The sequence below is a fragment of the Acinetobacter sp. GD03645 genome (assembly GCF_029845285.1).
Classification (GTDB): Bacteria; Pseudomonadota; Gammaproteobacteria; order Pseudomonadales; family Moraxellaceae; genus Acinetobacter; species Acinetobacter corruptisaponis.
This window is the reverse complement of the sequence record NZ_JAOCLL010000007.1, coordinates 40,244-58,578: the sequence shown is the minus strand read 5'-3', so window position 1 is coordinate 58,578 and position 18,335 is coordinate 40,244. Positions and strand designations below refer to the sequence as shown.

General features: G+C 44.6%; 13 protein-coding genes. 5 read left to right on the top strand and 8 right to left on the bottom strand.

The features are described 5' to 3' along the window. Positions 1-109: 109 nt before the first annotated feature. On the bottom strand, positions 110-2,260 hold the full coding sequence (locus N5J47_RS07185; RefSeq protein ID WP_279959406.1) for a hypothetical protein: 2,151 nt from the start codon (positions 2,258-2,260) through the stop codon (positions 110-112). Between the two features lie 179 nt (positions 2,261-2,439). Between N5J47_RS07185 and N5J47_RS07180 the strand changes: the two genes are divergently transcribed. Together N5J47_RS07180 and N5J47_RS07175 are read left to right on the top strand one after the other, a co-directional pair. Further along, positions 2,440-4,584, top strand: a complete 2,145-nt coding sequence (locus tag N5J47_RS07180; protein ID WP_279959407.1) for an ATP-binding protein — start codon at positions 2,440-2,442, stop codon at positions 4,582-4,584. 6 nt (positions 4,585-4,590) lie between these two features. Next, on the top strand, positions 4,591-5,247 hold the full coding sequence (locus N5J47_RS07175) for a response regulator transcription factor (RefSeq protein ID WP_279959408.1): 657 nt from the start codon (positions 4,591-4,593) through the stop codon (positions 5,245-5,247). A 42-nt stretch (positions 5,248-5,289) separates the two neighbouring features. On the opposite strand, the gene adeK is transcribed toward N5J47_RS07175, so the two are convergent. The 6 genes from adeK to sdsA form a co-directional block, all read right to left on the bottom strand. After that, positions 5,290-6,750, bottom strand: coding sequence for a multidrug efflux RND transporter AdeIJK outer membrane channel subunit AdeK (gene adeK / locus N5J47_RS07170; protein ID WP_267982210.1), 1,461 nt, complete (start codon positions 6,748-6,750; stop codon positions 5,290-5,292). A 5-nt stretch (positions 6,751-6,755) separates the two neighbouring features. Next, positions 6,756-9,929 (bottom strand): multidrug efflux RND transporter permease subunit AdeJ, encoded by a 3,174-nt coding sequence (gene adeJ, locus N5J47_RS07165; protein WP_279959409.1) that lies wholly within the window; start codon positions 9,927-9,929, stop codon positions 6,756-6,758. Between the two features lie 12 nt (positions 9,930-9,941). Then, positions 9,942-11,204 carry an efflux RND transporter periplasmic adaptor subunit gene (locus tag N5J47_RS07160; RefSeq protein ID WP_279959410.1) on the bottom strand — a complete coding sequence of 421 codons (1,263 nt, stop codon included), beginning with the start codon at positions 11,202-11,204 and terminating at the stop codon, positions 9,942-9,944. Continuing rightward, positions 11,191-11,841 carry a phosphatase PAP2 family protein gene (locus tag N5J47_RS07155; protein ID WP_279959411.1) on the bottom strand — a complete coding sequence of 217 codons (651 nt, stop codon included), beginning with the start codon at positions 11,839-11,841 and terminating at the stop codon, positions 11,191-11,193. The genes N5J47_RS07160 and N5J47_RS07155 overlap by 14 nt, the downstream gene beginning before the upstream one ends. Positions 11,842-11,993: 152 nt before the next feature. Then, complete coding sequence (locus N5J47_RS07150) at positions 11,994-14,063, bottom strand: site-specific recombinase (protein WP_279959412.1); 2,070 nt, start codon at positions 14,061-14,063, stop codon at positions 11,994-11,996. Positions 14,064-14,078: 15 nt separating this feature from the next. Then, positions 14,079-15,056 carry an All-trans-nonaprenyl-diphosphate synthase gene (gene sdsA, locus N5J47_RS07145; protein ID WP_267982207.1) on the bottom strand — a complete coding sequence of 326 codons (978 nt, stop codon included), beginning with the start codon at positions 15,054-15,056 and terminating at the stop codon, positions 14,079-14,081. Between the two features lie 456 nt (positions 15,057-15,512). Between sdsA and rplU the strand changes: the two genes are divergently transcribed. Together rplU and rpmA are read left to right on the top strand one after the other, a co-directional pair. After that, entirely contained in the window at positions 15,513-15,824 is a 312-nt protein-coding gene (gene rplU, locus N5J47_RS07140; protein ID WP_279959413.1) for a 50S ribosomal protein L21, read from the top strand. A gap of 17 nt (positions 15,825-15,841) precedes the next feature. Then, positions 15,842-16,096 carry a 50S ribosomal protein L27 gene (gene rpmA / locus N5J47_RS07135; protein ID WP_004640422.1) on the top strand — a complete coding sequence of 85 codons (255 nt, stop codon included), beginning with the start codon at positions 15,842-15,844 and terminating at the stop codon, positions 16,094-16,096. 70 nt (positions 16,097-16,166) lie between these two features. Here the strand turns inward: rpmA and N5J47_RS07130 are convergent, their stop codons facing one another. After that, the gene (locus N5J47_RS07130) at positions 16,167-17,036 is read right to left on the bottom strand and encodes a pirin family protein (protein ID WP_279959414.1); all 870 of its coding nucleotides are present in this window, start codon (positions 17,034-17,036) and stop codon (positions 16,167-16,169) included. Positions 17,037-17,327: 291 nt separating this feature from the next. Here N5J47_RS07130 and lolA point away from each other — a divergent pair, with 291 nt between their 5' ends. Further along, complete coding sequence (gene lolA / locus N5J47_RS07125) at positions 17,328-18,023, top strand: outer membrane lipoprotein chaperone LolA (protein WP_279959415.1); 696 nt, start codon at positions 17,328-17,330, stop codon at positions 18,021-18,023. Positions 18,024-18,335 lie beyond the last annotated feature (312 nt).

Sequence of the window (18,335 nt, the reverse complement as noted above, 5' to 3'; positions counted from 1 at the left end):
AAATTCACGATAAATCAAGATGAACAAGAAAGAAACTTCTATAGATAAAAAAAGACCATCCCAAATGAAAACAATGGGGATGGCCGCTGAAAATTGAATAATTAAAGCATTATTGTCTTACGACAGAGAAATAGCCTTGACTCACGGTATATTGTGCACCTAAGGCACCGACAAGTTTGCCAGAAAAGCTTCCTTCAATGGTATTGCCAACCGAAAGTACCGTAACTGTGCATGCTCCACCTGTATTACGTTCTGATTTACCACTATGCGCATTTATGCTGTCAGAAGCATATTGGAACGTTATATTGTTTAGGGACAGATAGGCACTATCTCCAGATGATTTTGCGAGTTCTAGTGTAGAGGTACATTCATAAGTGCCTACTTTTTCAGGAAATGCCAAAGTCCAGTTCCCCGCTTCACTACTGGTTAAAAGTGAGTCGGAGTTGAATTGTAGCTTAATTAAATTACCATCTATTGTTATCCCTGTAGTATTTGCAGCCTTGCTATAGGTGTAAGTTTTGGAGGTTACATTACTTGCAGCAATTGCTGTAATACCAGACTTCCCATTCAAACGAGCTTTATCGGCCAGTTCTTCGGCAGTGGGTTCAGTACGTGCCGCGGCATTTGGATCAAAAGGAACAGCATTAATGGTTTCAATTGCACCACTTCCACCAGATAGGTTGGCATAGGCTGCAATCATGGCAGGTTTACTGGTTAAGCTATCCAGTGTTAAACGAATCCCTCCCTGAGCTTTTGAATCACCAGCTTTTTCACTGTCAATCTGTACAATATACTTGGTTTTTTGAGTGGTAACCCATTTGCCACCTTGCCAGCTTCCCTCATCAATCACGGTTGAGGTGACATAGTCATCATTACCATTCCACTTATTTTCAACTGTCGCATCACTACACCCTAGGGCTGATTTACCTGAGTTACTTACAGAGCCATCCGCCTTGACCGTAACAGTAATTTTGGGTTTATTACAGGTATTTGCCATCGACTCGCCTCGCCAGATTCCTGCAATATGTTTAAAGACTTCGGGTAGAGCAGCACCATAGGCAAGCACATTGTTACGGAATCCATATTCAGCAAAACCACCTGCCCAGCCTGTAATTTGGCCGCTTTTGGTTAACTCCACACTAATATGTTTATCAGGGGTATTTCCATTATTTAAAAATAATTTACCGATAGCAGGAGTCAATGCACCATAGATTACCGATTTATTATTTAAGGCGTTAATCACTGTGCCATCATGCGCTTTAAGTTGTAATGACCAGTTTTCTGCTGTGCCACTGATGGTAAGACTACCCTCGCCAATATGGCTTTCTTTTCCTGCTGGTGCACGGAAAATGGCAACAGGGTAAGTTCCTTTTACGCTGTTAAAGAAAGCTTCATTATTGGCAGCACTATAGTTGTTAAATGTGGCTAATCCAATCGCATTGGCAGGTGTCGTTGTGCCGCCATTATTATTTCCATTGTTGCTATTACCCCCATTATTATTGTTGTTGCCACCATTGTTGCCTGTACTTGCAGCAGGTAATGTGCCTCCTGTTGCATAGGTTGTGGTCAATGCCGCCAGATTGCTGTTGGCTGCCTGAATTGCGGCCATAACCGCCTCAAGCAGATCATCGTAACTGTTACCTGCCTGAGGATCAAAAGCGGTAAAAAATGGATTGAAATCCACAATATCTGGATAGTTAAAACCTTGTGCCGTTAAGTCGTTTTTGAGCTTGTTGACCGCCGCATCAATTTGGGCAGCAAGCTTGCTGAAATCAATATTTGCCGCCTTGAATAAATCTTCCAGTTTTAAACCCAGTGCATTATTGGAGGCACCTGCCAAAGCCAGTGTGGTAAGTGGTGTGATATTGACATTGGTTTGATTGCCCAGACTTAGACCATATAGGTTTTGTGTGTTTGCAATATTATTGGCAGTTCCTCCCGCCACATTCACAACACAAGGTAAATTCGCTGTAGGTACAGCAAAGTTCCAGTTTCCTGTATTGCCTGTGGTTGTGGCATTGCTTTTGTTATATCCAGCGCAGTTTAAACTGATATTTGCCCCAACCAAAGGTGCACCAATTGCCGCTGTTCCTGTCAGTGTTGTGGTATTTGCAGGTGTCTCATCTTTAGGCGTATCAGTTTTTGCTGAGTTCGAACTGCTTGTTGAAGAACCATCATCAAACCAGCATCCTGTTAATGCCAGCATCATGCTCAAGCTTAGTGGTGCAAGTATCCATGTTTTCCCAGTTTTAATAGACATTCCTGATCTCCTTTCCCTTGTTTTGCAAGATTTTGTTCTTTAAGGTATTTTTTATTATGGATCAAATAAAGGAGAATACTATCCTCTGAACAGGGGAGGAATATTTGGCAAATTTAATGGAAAATAATAAAGCTATCGCAAAAAACTTTTTAGGGAATGTCGTGTGTAGGGACGCGAGTATGAAAATAATGACGAGGTTTACACCTGTTTCCATTTTATTTATGGCTGCGATTTTCGCAATCATGTGGTCGGGGGCTGTGATATGGGTGAGCTTTAACCAGCCGTATATGGGCTTAAAGCTAGGGATTGTGGGTGAGCAGATTAGGATACTGGATACGGATTCCAGTTTAGCAGGAACGATGGAGAGTCCTAAAAATCAGGTGTTGAAAAGAATCAGCATACCAAATCAAGCCATTGACCTGATTCCGATGGATTTGGCACCAGAACCTGACAGTGCAATGGGAACCTATCGTAATTATGCCCAGTTTCTGGAAAGGCAGGGACAAATTGCAGATATGTTGCGGCAGCAAAAACTAGAACTCACACTTGGTGATGGTCAGGTCTATTCGATATCTGTGACGCCCCATCGTCCAGTAAAAACATTTGATCTGGCTTTCTGGGTGCAGTTGATTGTTGGTGTGGTGGCATGGTTGATTTCTGCGGCCGTATACGCATTCCGATCAAATGAATTGGCAGCACGTTATCTATTATTATCAGGGATATGCACCTTGGTATTTTCCAGTTTTGCTGGAATTTATAGCACCAGAGAGATTGCATTACCCACAACATTATTTCAATTTCTGAGTGACCTAAATTTCTTTGGTGGTAGTGTATTTATCGCCAGTTTTGTTGCCTTGCTTTTATATTACCCACGCCGTATCGCACCCAACTGGGTGGGGGTGGGTGTTATTGGTATTTTTGTGCTTTGGTTTATCGCCCAGCAGATGGGCATGTTTGAGTCCATGACCTTTGCCCGACGCTTTTTAGTGATGCTCGGTTTGCTCTGCTCATTTGTTCTCGCTGCAATACATTGGTGGTTCTCCCAATATGCTCCGCTTGAGCGCGCTGCCTTGCAATGGTTTTTATTGTCCTGGCTATTGGGGACATCCCTGTTTGTTCTGTTTATCTTATTGCCCACCTTATTTGGTTTTGATACCTCAGCATTACAGGGCTATGCCTTTACCTTGTTTTTACTGGTCTATATTGGTTTGGCATTTGGTATTTTACGTTATCGTTTATTTGAACTTGGGATCTGGTGGGGAAGAATCCTATTATTGCTGATTGCCATTTTGTTTTTAATCTTGCTCGATATTATCTTTATTAGCCTGTTAAATCTCTCCCCAAAGATTTCCATGACCTTGGCCTTGGTTGTTTGTGGAATACTCTGGTTACCTTTGCGTGGCTGGATCTGGGAAAAGTTTTTAGGCTATCTTAGCCCAAAGCGAGAGCTGCAATTCCGTGAAATTATTGGTGTTACCTTGGCAACGGCACAGCAAAACCAACAGCAGCTCTGGCAGGAAGTTTTGCAGAAAAACTTTGCCGCCTTGCAGGTTGATGAGGGTATATATACCGAAGCGCCAGTTTTGGCACAGCAGGGTTTACAGTTGCACATTCCCGCCATTCAACAACTGCATGCGGTGACACTGGGCTATGCAGGGCAGGGACGTCGCCTTTTTTCACAGTATGATGTTGCCATTGCAACAGAGCTTTGTGAGATGCTGGATTATGCGATACAGGCGAAGATGGCTTATGAAGCAGGTGTGATCGAGGAACGTCAACGTATTCGTCGGGATTTACATGACAATATCAGTTCGCAACTGGTCAATGCCTTGCATAGCCAGCAACCACAGCGTAAGGACGATATGATTCGTAATACCCTGACAGATTTAAGGGATGTGATTAATCACAGTATGTCGGGTGGAATATGCTTTGAGGAATTATTGATCAATATCCGAGCTGAAATTGCCGAACGTCTGGCATTGGCAGATATTCAGTTGGATTGGTCAATGACAGGCAATGTACAGCAAGCCATGAGTCTGGAGATGATTCATGGGCTACGTTCAATTCTACGTGAAGCGACCAATAACTGTATCCGTCATGCTTATGCCCAACATCTCAAAATTAAAATTCGGATTGAAACCCAGTTTTTATTGTTGCAGGTTCAGGATGATGGGCAGGGTTTAGCTGAGCTTAAAATAGGACAGGGACAAGGTTTAACCAATATGCAGACAAGGGTGCAACTATTGGGGGGAGAAATACAATTCCTCAATCAACAGGGGTTGTTGATTGACATGAAGTTGCCACTTGGCTCAAATAGGGAATAATTACAAATGCATATTCTGGTTGTTGAGGATAGTTTGGAAACACGGCAATGGTTGCAGACCGTTATTGTAGATGCTTTTCCTGATGCAAGGATTAAAGCGGCAAATTCGGTCAAGGAGGGTCTGTCGATCTGTTTGGATCAGCAATTTCAGATTGCACTGATTGATCTGGGTTTGCCCGATGGTTCGGGGATTGAAGTGTTAAGTTATCTACGCCAGCGTCATCCTGATACGCAATGTGTGGTGATGAGTGTACTGGGTGATGACCTACATATTGTCAATGCATTGGCAGGGGGAGCAGAGGGTTACTTAGTAAAGGAACAACCCAAGGAATTGATTATTCATCAACTAAGGCAGTTACGTTTAGGAATCCCTGCATTATCCCCCTCGATTGCCCGCCGTTTGATGGCCCATTTCCAGTCCACCCGATCTGTGGCCACCATAGAGCATAATTTAACCGAGAGGGAAAAACAGGTATTGCTTTATATTGGTCAGGGTTTACGCAATGGTGAGGTGGCAAAACAGCTGGAGATTGCAGAAAGTACCGTCGCAAGCCATATTAAGTCGATTTACCATAAACTGGGAATTTCATCGCGTGCCGAAGCGGCACAATATGCCAATCATTTGGGATTAAATTATTATTCAGTTGGGCTTAAAATAAAATAGCCATCTCGGGAGATGGCTATAGATAGTACATTATATTAAGGTTTATTGTGCAGCATGTATTTCAGCACTAGAGGGTTGAGGCGTTACCGTATCACTGGTATTGGCCTTTAAACCTCCACCCAATGTTTTGTAAAGCTCAACCTGGTTGTTCAGGTTTGCCTGCTGTAACAACAGTAAACCTTGCTCAGCCGAATACGCTGAACGCTGGGCATCCAACACGGTTAAATAACTATCAATACCTGCACGGAAACGGGCGTTAGACAGCTTATAGGTAGTGTTGGTTGCATCCACCAAACGGCGTTGCGCGGTTAAACGGTCACCAATGTTGGCACGGGTTGCCAAGGCATCATTCACTTCACGGAAAGCAGATTGAACTGACTTTTCATAGTTTGCCAAGGCAATTTTCTGATCAGTCTCTGAAATCTTGATGTTGGCTTTACGTGTACCCCAGTCGAAGATTGGCAAGCTGATATTTGGCCCAATTGACCAGGCTGCATTACCCGCCTTAAAAAGGTTGCTCAAATCTGTTGAAGCATAACCTGCCGAACCTGTCAGGCTAATCGTCGGGTAGAGTTGTGCTTTGGCTGCACCAATATTTGCACCTGCTGCACTGAGTTGATATTCAGCCGCCTTGATATCTGGACGATTATTGAGCAAATCACTTGGCAAACCAGCACTTAAAGCACTTTGTTTGGTAATTTGAGAAATTTGCTGTTGTGGCAATAAGTTTTGAGGAACTGTTTGTCCAACAAGTAAATTTAACAAGTTTTGTGCTTGTGCGATCTGTGTTTTATAGTTGGCAACATCATTACGTGCGGTTTCAACCGAAATTTGCGCCTGACGTAATGGAATCTCACTATCAATGCCCACATCGAAACGTTTCTTGTTCAGGTTAAACGAGTCTTGCTGTGCCTTGAGGGTTTGATCCGCAAGTTTCAACTGTGCGCTTGCATATGAATAATTTAACCAGACCTGAGTAATCTGGCTGATTAAACTAATTTGGGTGGCATCACGTGCACTCTGTGTCGCAAGGTAGCTGTCCAGTGCCGCATCTTTTAAGCTGGCAACACGGCCCCAAAAATCCAACTCATACGTTGTTTGTGGTATACCCACTTGATAAGTCGAATAAGGATTGTTTGGATCATGACTAGGGGATACCTGTCGAGTTGCGCCACCCCCGACACCAATGGTTGGTAATCTGTTGTTTTCTGAGATTTGGTATTGTTGCTGTGCTTTTTGAATGTTTAGCACGGCCGTACGCAAGTCACGGTTATTGGCAAGTGCCATATCAATCACTTGCAGTAAACGCTGGTCAGCAAAGAAGTCTTTGTAACCCTGTTCAGCGATTGATGTTCCAGAAGACTTGCCATAAGAGGCAAAGCTTTCAGGAATATCTGTGTTCACAACAGGCTCTGGCCCGCGCATGCTTTGGCAGGCAGCCAAAGACAGCGCGAGTGCAGAGATTGCAATGCCACGACTGGAAATAGACCATACAGTTTGCATCACGATCAATGCTCCTGAGTATTTAAAGTTTTAGGTTTGTACTTAAAGATACTACGAATCCACACGAAGAATACAGGGATGAAGAAGATACCTAAAAGTGTTGAGGAAATGACACCACCCAATACACCATAACCGACTGAGTGCTGGCTACCCGCACCCGCACCGCTTGCAAGCGCCAATGGCAAGACACCAAAGCCGAATGCCAGTGTGGTCATGATAATTGGACGTAGACGCATTTTGGATGCATGCAGGGTTGCTTCAAGCAACTCTTCACCTTTTTCCTGTAATTCTTTTGCGAATTCAACAATCAGGATTGCATTCTTAGCCGAAAGACCAATCACCGCAATCATGGCAACCTGGAAATAGATGTTATTGGATAAGTTTGGATTCTTAAACAATACCATGCCCAGGAATGTCAGAATCACCGCACCAATAATCCCTAACGGCACTACAAGTAATACCGAGAATGGAATTGACCAGCTTTCGTACAGTGCCGCCAAGCATAAGAATACAATTAAAAGGGAGAGGGCATACAAGAACGGAGCTTGAGCGCCAGAGTCACGTTCTTCCAGTGACAAACCTGTCCATTCATAGTCAAAGCCCTGCAAGCCCATGGATGGTAATTTCTGGATGATTTCTTCCATGGCTTTCATGGAGTCGCCAGAACTTACACCTGGGGCAGGCGTACCCTGAATGTTGACGGATGATACACCGTTATAACGTTCAAGACGTGGTGAACCATAGGTCCATTTACCAGTTGCAAATGCAGAGAACGGAACCATTTCGCCTTTGTTGTTACGCACATACCACTGGTTAAGGTCTTCAGGCATCATACGGGCATTGGCTTCACCCTGTACATATACCTTTTTCACGCGTCCACGATCAATGAAGTCATTGATGTATGAACCACCCCAGGCAATGCCCATGGTGCTGTTAATGTCAGCGACACTGACGCCCATTGCACCCGCCTGGGCCTGATCAACATCAATCTGATACTGTGGTGTGTCTTCCTGACCATTTGGACGTACGCCCATCAGACGCTTGTCTTGGGATGCCAAACCGAGAATGGTGTTACGTGCTGCAATCAGCTTTTCATGGCCTTGACCACTCACATCTTTTAACTGTAGGTTAAAGCCAGCGGTGACACCTAGTTCAGGCATCGCTGGAAGCTGTAACGGCATGATGTAGGACGCATCCTTGACAATCATGTTCAGTGCCATACCACGCTGGATAATTGAACCAATTTTTGTCTCAGCTGTAGTACGGTCTTTCCAGTCTTTCAATTTTACAAATGCCAGACCTGCATTTTGTCCCATCCCCGTAAAAGAGAAACCAGCAACAGTGAAGATAGATTCCACTGAATCTTTTTCTTTTTCCATAAAGAAATGAGTCATGGTATCCAGTACTGCATCAGTACGGCTTAGGGTTGCATTTGGTGGAAGCTGTACCAGCGTCAATACCACACCCTGATCTTCATCAGGCAGGAACGAAGATGGAAGTTTCGGGAACAGGAATATAAGTGCAGCAATGACAACTGCATACAGAACACCAGAGAATACTTTATGGTGAATCATGCGGTCTACACCACCCTGATAGCCATGTGAAATACGGTCAAATGTTCGGTTAAACCATCTAAAGAAACGAGCAAAGATATTGTTGCTTTGTTCCTTATTTGGGTCATGCTGTTTAAGGATAGTTGCACACAGTGCAGGCGTAAATGTCAATGCAACAATCAGTGACAACACCATTGCAGTCACAAGTGTGATGGAGAACTGACGGTAAATCACCCCCGTTGTGCCATCAAAGAATGCCATTGGAATAAATACCGCACTCAGTACGCTGGTAATCCCCATCAGGGCGCCAGAAATCTGTTTCATCGACTTTTCAGTCGCTTCAACAGGTGTACCGTGTTCTTCGGTCATGACACGCTCAACGTTTTCGACCACAACAATCGCATCATCCACCAGCAGACCAATGGCAAGAACCATTGCGAACATGGTGAGCGTGTTGATTGAGAAACCGAAAATATTGATGATGGCAAAGGTACCCAATACCACCACAGGAACTGCAAGAGTTGGAATAATCGTTGCGCGCCAGTTCTGTAGGAACAGGAACATCACAATGAATACCAGTGCAATCGCTTCAAGCAGGGTATGTACCACACTTTCAATTGAAAGCTTGATAAATGGGGTGGTATCAAACGCAAGCTGGTCTTTCAGACCTGTTGGATAGTTATGGCGAAGTTCACTTAAACGCTTTTCAACCGCTGCGGCAGTATCCAGCGCATTGGCACCTGTTGCCAGACGGATTGCGATACCCGCCGCAGGCTTGCCATTGAACTGTGTATTAAACTGATAGGTATCAGAACCTAACTCAACACGTGCCACATCATTTAAACGGACTTTTGCACCTGATGGCAGGTTTTTCAGGAAGACCTGCTTAAACTGTTCTGGTGTCTGCAACAGGCTTTGTGCCGTCACAGTCGCGTTCAGAACCTGACCATTGATTGACGGTGCGCCACCCAACTGACCCACAGCAACCTGAGCGTTTTGGGCACGAATTGCCGCTGCAACATCCGTTGGTGTTAGGTTGAAGCTGCTTAATTTGGCAGGGTCCAGCCAGATACGCATGGCGTATGAACCACCAAACACCTGAATCTCACCCACACCCTGAACACGGCTAAGCGGTTCAGCAATACTTGAGTTTACATAGTCCTTGATGTCAGCATCGGATAAGCGTCCATCAGGAGAATAAAATGCAACAACCTGTAGGAAACTTGCACCTGACTTGGAAACCTTAACCCCTTGGCGCTGTACATCTTCAGGCAGCAACGCAGTTGCGGACTGCAACTTGTTCTGTACCTGAACCTGGGCAATATCAGGATCAATCCCTTGCTTAAAGTTAATCTGGATGGATGCCATACCATTACCAGAGCTGTTTGATGAAATGTAGCGCAAACCATCCAGACCATTCATCTGCTGTTCAATGATCTGGGTTACGGTATTTTCCACCGTTGCTGCCGATGCACCTGGATAGGTTGCGGAAATCGTGACCGTCGGTGGCGCAACCGTAGGATATTGTGCAATTGGCATTTTGCTGAGCGAGAGAATACCCGCCAGCATAATCACCAACGCAATCACCCATGCAAAAATTGGGCGATGGATAAAAAATTGAGCCATGCAATCTACCCCTTAAGCTTGTGAAGTAGCTTTTTGTTCAGCTTTTGGTGAATCGGCTTGCTTTTGTTGTTCAGCGGCTGCTGGCGGTGCAGCATTTTGACCTTGTGGTGCTTTTGCCTGTGGCTGGTAAGGTTTTACAGAAACTTCCTGGCCTTCCTTAACCTTGGCAACACCATCAACCACAATCTTGTCACCCGCCTGTAAGCCATCTGTGACAATCCAGTCCTGAGCTTTCACACCAACCGTTGTGATTGGGCGCGCCTCAACCGTATTCTTCGCATTTACAACCAGGGCAATGGCCTGTCCTGTTGGCAGGCGTGACACAGCCGCCTGTGGAATCAGGTAGGCATTTGGAATGATGCCCTGTGAAATCTTGGCAGTTGCATACATGCCTGGTAACAACAGGTGGTTTGGATTTGAGAAAACTGCACGCAAGGTCACTGTACCTGTGTCTGGGTTGACACTGGCATCAGAGAAAGCCAACTGGCCTTCAACAGGATAGTCGGAACCATCTTCAAGCGTAATCTTGACACGGGTGTTGTTGCTGTTGTTCAGGCTGCCTTTGCTGAGCTGCTGACGTAGGCGCAACATTTCGGCACTGGATTGGTTAATATCAACATAGATCGGGTTAAGCTGTTGAATCGTGACCAAAGGATCAGCCTGATTCGCTGTCACCAACGCACCAGCTGTTACCGAAGAACGGCTGGACTGGCCTGAGATTGGCGCACGTACAGTAGAATAGCCCAAAGTGATCTCAGCATTTTTCAATGCCGCCTGAGAGGCTGCCACATCGGCCTCAGCCAACAGGACCTGGGCATGAATATCATCATATTCCTGCTTGGAAACCGCATTGGTGCCAACCAGTTGACGATAACGTCCCTCTTTAACACGTAATGCATTTAGGTTTGCTTGCTGGCGCAATAAGGTCGCACGGGCGCTGTCTGCGCTTGCACGGTTGGTATTGGCGTCGATTTCATAAAGCGCCTGACCTGCCTGGACATAACTGCCTTCAGCAAATAAGCGCTTTAAAATGACACCGCCTGTTTGTGGACGTACTTCTGAAACCTGATAGGCGGAGGTCCGCCCAGAAAGTTCCACACTTTGTTCTACACTTTGCGGTTGTGCAACAATGACACCGACTTCAGGAGGTGGCATTTTTTGAGCAGCAGCGGCTTGCTGTGCATCTTTAGGGTCTTTGCTACAACCAACAAGCGCAATGCTTGTTGCCAATGCGCAAGCAGTGAGGGCAGGAGCCCAAAGCTTAGCTGACATCATTATTCCACCTCAATTTAGATTTTTTATCTAAAAACAAATTGTTGCTGAAATTGCCTTGATACAGCCAAAACCAAAGCAACGAAGTCCAAATTAACCCGATTCCCCAACCTGCCAATACATCGGTTGGGTAGTGAACCCCTGCATAAATTCTAGATATCCCCATGAATACAAACCATAAAGTAGATACTAAAATGACGCTGTTACGGTATTTATGCGTGCTGTACAGCAACATGAACATACTCGCAAGGGTCGCAGCATATAGGCTATGGGCACTTGGGAAAGATGCGCCATAACTTTGAATCAGGTGATAAAATTCCAAGGGTCTTGGTCGATCAATGCCCCATTTCAGAAGCCAACCAATCACAATACTTCCACCCACACTTAAAGCGATAAAAATTGCATTCTTATAGTTTTTAATCCAAGTTTGATAAATACACAAAAATGTGGTTAAAAATAATAAAAATGGCATTCCACCCAGTCGAGAAAGCAGAATGGTCACCTGGTTAAGCACAAACGAACGGTGTTCAAATAAAGCTTGAACACTCAAAAGGTCTAAAGTCGATGTGTCGAGACAAACCAGCCCAAACACACCGAGTCCTAAAAAAAAGCAACCAATACAAAGCAGTAGGTACGGCATGCGAACCTCATTATTTGCTTAACCATTGTTCAGGGTTGTCGAGTGTTTGAAAGTGTACTTGCGAGTACACTTTTGGTCAAGTCTTGAAATTTTATGATAATTTCATTTTCATGTTTTTTTAAGGTTCAGTAAAAAAACATAACAAAATTTGATTAATGTCTCATTTTTTGCTCGGTCGTGTTTTGCTCTTCCACTTCAACAGGCTGTTTTGGTGGCCAGAAGAAATCACTTGGTCGGGTCAGGAAATGGGTGATGACCAATTTAGCCAAGGGTTTCCACTGTGAGAAGCGGACACGACGCGCACGCAACGCGACAATAATCGTCAGGGTAAAGCTGACAAACAGGTTGGTGAGACCAATCAACATAACGCCCAAAAATGACACGATGATTAAACCAAGGTCAGGTGTGCCGCTCACTGTCATTAAGCCCTGAATGAAATTGGCGGATGCAAAGGCAATATGACGGATATCCAGCGGCAGGCCTAAAATAAAACCGATGGTTCCCATACTTCCCAGCATAATCCCGAACAGGAAGTTACCTGCCAAAGCCCCGAGATTGGTTTCAATATAGTTGGCAAACTTGTCCAGTCGTACCTGTCCCATCCAGCGTTTTAGGCGGCGGTGCTGTTTTAGACGGGGGCCAACCTTTCGGTAGACTGCCAGATTATCGAAATAGCCCGCGATCAGGCCTGAAAGGAATAAACAGACACCTGCAATTGCCGCATGCGGGATAGCCAGCGAAGTAAATGGATTTAAATCATGTAGTGTCTTGGCTGCCTTAATTGGGGAAAGTAACGGTTCACCCAGATTGTATTGCCATAAAAAGGTAATTAAGGCCGCTACAGGAATGGCGATTGAAATATTCCCCAGAATCGCAATGAATTGAGTTCGGATAATATTGATAATCAAGGCCGCCAGTTCAGCAATCTGAGCCGTTTTACTGCCTTTCTGCTGCTGTACCGTTGCCGCAAGTGCCGCAGCCGTCATCGCGGGTTGTTTGGTTGCAACCGTAAAATGCAGCACATGGATCAGCATGAAACCTAGACCATAATTCATGCTATATAAAAACGCATGCATAAATGGAGCAAGTACCAGACGGGTCGTTAAAATTTTCAAGGTGGCCATGACGGCAATAATTGCGCCTGCACCTGCCGCCGCCTTATACATGCCGAAAAAGCCTTTTTTATCGGTACTTACATAATGTTCGCCTGTTTTACTGGCATTTTCGGTGACTTGCAGGGCAATCAATTCACTGGTTGAATTTAACAGGTGGCGAACACTTTTTTCATCATAATGGGCCTGTGTCAGGTCAGTAATTAACTGTCCCAGTGCGATATAGTGGAAATCATTTTTACTGGCAAGCAAACCAAGCAATAATTCAATGCGGTCAAGCGCCTGCTCCAGTAAGGACAATAAATAGGTCAGGCTGATACTGACCCCAATACGCTTGGTTGCCCGACGGATCTTGAGCACAACCTCACGGCATTGGTCCAGCATCACAAAGGCCTGTGACGCATCGGGAGGAGCAAGAACTGCAACCGTATCCTGCTGGTGCATCTGCTGTTTATACTTTTCAATGAACTCTACAATTTCACGGTTCTGAACCAGAAAAGGTGACTCATATTCAATAATGTCGGGTTGTGCATTAATAAATTCTGGATACAGGCCAATACCACTAATTCGATAGGACAACACGGTAATGGCCTTGATCAGGTCAGTTTTACACACCTGTTTTTCATTCGTGTTGCTTTGGCTTTCACCAATCAGGTTGAAGAGGGTAATCCAGTCCTGATTTTCGATCAGGTCAAGCCATTCTCCATCACTTTGCTCATGAAAGACTTTGCCAACGAGGGTTTTAAGCTGGTTGCCATCCTCTACTAAAGGCAGGAAATGTGCACCAAGACGTTGCCCAAGCTGATTCCAGAAACCATCCAGTGAAAGAATGCCGCTGTCGGCATAGAGGCTGATCTGTTTGTACTGGCTGATCAGCTTGAGCAGGAAATTCTGGAGTAAAGTTGCTGAAGTGGGAGTCAGCAAAAGAATTTTGATCAATGCATGAATTCGCTGTTTGACTTCTTCAGCATCATTCGGTTTTTTTGGTCGTATGCGGTTGACCAGTTCAATGAGGATCTGCTCATTGGCAAGAAGACTTTCAGGAACAGCTTCAGGATGTTCAAGCTGTTCCTGCATTTTTAAAAATAAATCAGATAAATTTAAATGCATAGGCACTCAGAAAAATTATTGTAGTCGATGTAAGGCCATTAAGGTCAGATTCATCAGTGCCTGACGATATTCATTATCTGGAAGTGCTTTAAGCGCTTCTAAAGCGGCATCCGTTTCTTGTTGGGCACGTTTTTGACAGTAATCCAGGCCACCTGAGTGATGAACAATTTCAATCACTTTATCCAAATGTTCCACACCGCCTGTTGCAATGCTGCGGCGAATAATCGCATGGTCATCACCAGTGGAGTGGGCCAATGCTGAAATTAACGGTAAAGTCGGTTTGCCTTCCATTAAATCATCACCAATATTTTTACCCAGTGTTTCCGCATCGGAGGTGTAGTCTAAAATATCGTCAATGATCTGAAAGGCATTGCCAAAGTGACCCGCAAAGCGACGTAGAGGCTCACGGTATTCTTCAGTACCTGCCAAGATAGCCGCGCCTTCAGTTGCCAGTTCAAACAGGCGTGATGTTTTACCATGAATAATTCTTAGATAGGTTTCTTCAGTGGTCTCTGGCTGGTGCTGGGACTGAAGCTGTAAAACCTCACCTTCCGCAATCTCACAGGTTCCTGTGGAGAAATCCTTGAGTAAAGTGATGTTGTTTAAATCTACCAGTAAATCAAAGGCACGCGCAATCAGGAAGTCACCGACCAGAACGGCGGTCTGGTTGTTCCAGGTTGCATTGGCAGTGGGCCTGCCACGGCGCAGACTGGACTCATCCACAACATCATCATGTACCAGCGTTGCGGTATGCAGCATTTCAATAATGGCAGCCAGATGCTGCGCATGCTGCATATTGGCTACACCACATGCACGGGCTGCCAGTAGGCACATGATCGGGCGCATACGCTTACCGCCAGCCTCAACCACATGCTTGCTGACTGACATGACCAGGCCAACCTTGGAGCTGATTCCTTCATTGATCAAATGATCCATCGCAGCAAAATCTGTCGCTACTGGAGAGAGAATGTCTTGCTTAAAATCGATAACCATATGAAGAAAAACCTCGTACAGGTGAAATATAATGTTAAGTGTATCAATGTGTCTGTTGCTAAACAGTTATACAGGCTGTGTAATCAGTCATTTAAATCATTGCGATGATTTTGGGGCTTTCGTTAGACAAAAAAGCGGTCTCTAATAGCCAAACCCAAGCTTTATACCATAGTATGTGTGACTTTATATGAACACAGGTTGTTATTGTCGCAATTGGTTTTTTAGAATGTATTGCAAAACCCGATCAGAATCAATAAAAACAACGTATTCTCAATCTGTTTGATTTTATTATGAAATCCATAGCTCATTTGTTGATCGGCGCATTTGTGCAAAATCACTTGTTGTTTGATCAATTTTCACTTAAAATCTATCGCCTTGTATAACCCCAGTGGCGTTCGTCTTAAGATCGGTATATCCCTTTATCGGCACGACGACACGGGCATGTTGGAGTACATTATGTACGCAGTAATCCAAAGCGGTGGTAAACAGCACCGTGTTGTTGAGGGTGAAACCCTTAAAGTAGAATTATTGAAAGCTGAAACTGGCGCGACTATTACGTTTGATGACGTATTAATGGTTGTAAACGGTGACAACATTCAAATCGGTGCTCCAGTTGTAGCTGGCGCAAAAGTAACTGCAGAAGTAGTTGGCCATGGTCGTCACGAAAAAATCCGCATCATCAAAATGCGTCGTCGTAAACACTACCGTAAGCAACAAGGTCACCGTCAATGGTTTACCGAGTTGAAAATTACTGGTATCGCAGGCTAACACAGGAGTAAATAGACATGGCAACTAAAAAAGCCGGTGGATCGACGAAGAACGGTCGTGATTCGAATCCTAAGATGTTGGGTGTTAAAGTTTACGGTGGTCAAACTGTAACTGCTGGTAACATCATCGTTCGTCAACGTGGTACAGAGTTCCACGCTGGTGCAAATGTTGGTATGGGCCGTGACCATACTTTATTTGCTACTGCTGACGGCGTAGTGAAATTTGAAGTGAAAGGTCAGTTTGGTCGTCGCTATGTAACTGTTGAAGCTTAAGCTTTAATGGTTCAGAAAAACCTGCTTTGAGCGGGTTTTTTTATGCATGGCGTTTTTCAACACTTAAGATTTAGCTGGAGTTCTTTCCAAATCTCCCTGTCTTAATATCGTCATAGGCCTGTAGAATTTCATCATAGGTGTTCATGACAAAAGGACCATGACCATTGATGGGTTCATGTAGGGGCTGGGCAGATAGAAATAGTATATCGCAATTTTCCAGTGCCGTGATTTCAACATCTGTACCTAAGGCTGACATAACTGCCATTCCTTGTTCTTCTAAAAGGTCTTCATCAGTCGCAAACCGAACTTTTCCTCTACGCAAATAAAGGAGCGTTGTGTCACCTTGACTGGCTGGAAGTATGATCTGATGGCCTTTTTTCAAATGTAGATCCAGCACATTCATGGGAGTGAAAGTCTGTGCAATTCCCTGTATGTTTTTAAACTGACCAGCAATGACCCGAACATAACCCGCATCGTTTTCCAGCAACATTTTAGGAATAGAGTGACTGGCTAGGCTTTGGTAACGGGGTGCCAACATCTTGTCTTTGGCTGGCAGGTTGACCCACAATTGCACCATCTCAAAGTTGCCACCCCGTTCGCGAAATTCTGGGCTAAACTGCTCGATATGCTCTACCCCTGAAGCAGCGGTCATCCACTGCACATCACCAGCTTTAGTGATCCCGCCAGCACCTGTTGAATCCTGATGCTGCAATTCACCTGCAAAAACCAAAGTCACAGTTTCAAAACCACGGTGGGGATGCTGATTCACACCTTTTTTATTACTTTTTGGTGCTAAACGACCTGGTCCCAGATGATCCAGAAGTAAAAATGGGGAAGTGGTATTGCCGAGTTCATGATAGGAAAATACAGATAGCGCAGGATAAAAGTCACCAATGGCAAATCGGGTATCATTACGATGGAGAAAGGCAAGGCTTTTCATAATATATTTCTTGCATTGAATCACTGTGTGTTCATACAAATATAGCATGCCATACAATTCGCGTTGATCCCCTATGCCGAGGTTTATAAGACAGGTATCATGAATATCGGATTATTGAGTAAAAAGCGGTTTTTTATACTTACAATCTCTACATAAAGGTAGAAACTTCATACATAATGCAGGACTTTGCGACACGAAATACACAAAACCTGTGTATTTCTTCATTTTTTTCGTGATCAAAAACAGTAAGATGTCGTCATAACAGTAGAAATCTGATAGAAGGTTCATTTTATGAATTTCGTAAAAAAAATAGCTTATGCCGCAACATTAAGTGCCATCACGCTTGCCCCTGTTGTGGGAAGTCAGGTGTTTGCCGCACCTGTCGCTGCATCGGCTCAGCAGGCAACTAGCAGTCTGGTACAGCAGTTGGCTGGCCTGCAACGATTGACCGCAGATTTTGAACAAAGCACCAAGACCACCAATAATAAAACTGTACAGAAAAAAGGCTTAACAGCCCAGCACATGAATCAGACCTTTAAGGGTGTGATGAAAGTTGAGCGTCCTGGAAAATTCTATTGGGAAACCACCAGTCCCGCGAAACAAACCATTGTGACCACAGGCAAGGTGGTCTGGATTTATGATCCAGATTTACAGCAGGCGGTACGCCAAAGTCTGGATGATCAGGTGGCCAATACGCCTGCACTATTATTGTCAGGTAATACCAACCAGATTATGGATGCTTACCGTGTCACCCAGCCTGACCGAACCAAGCTGTACTATACCTTGTATCCAAAACAGGATGATGGCGCATTCCAAAGCCTAACCATTAGCTTTGGTGCCAATAAGGCGCCGAACTTGATGGTGTTGCAGGATTCCTTGGGCCAAACCACTTATGTGCGTTTTAGCAACATTAAGGTGAATCCAGCTATTCCAGCGTCGGTCTTTAACTTTGAACCGCCAAAAGGTACAGATATTATTGATCAGTAATGAATTTGACCATGTTAGGGTCTGTTGACATTTCAGCCATGCATTGCGTTATAGGCTAAAACCACACAAACAAGGCATGAAACGTAGGCAATGGCGACTCCCTTGTCAAGTTTCATAACGAAGTTTGGGGCAGTTTTAGCCATAACCCTGTGGGACAGGGACATTTTTTGCCGCTACTGCGTTATGTCTTGCTCATTTAGAATGACTAAATTTCGCAAAACATGCCTTGTACCGTCTAAAAAACGTCCTCTGTCGCAAGCATCTGTGAAATGTCAACAGACCCTAAAAAAGCCGCATCTGTTGCGGCTTTTT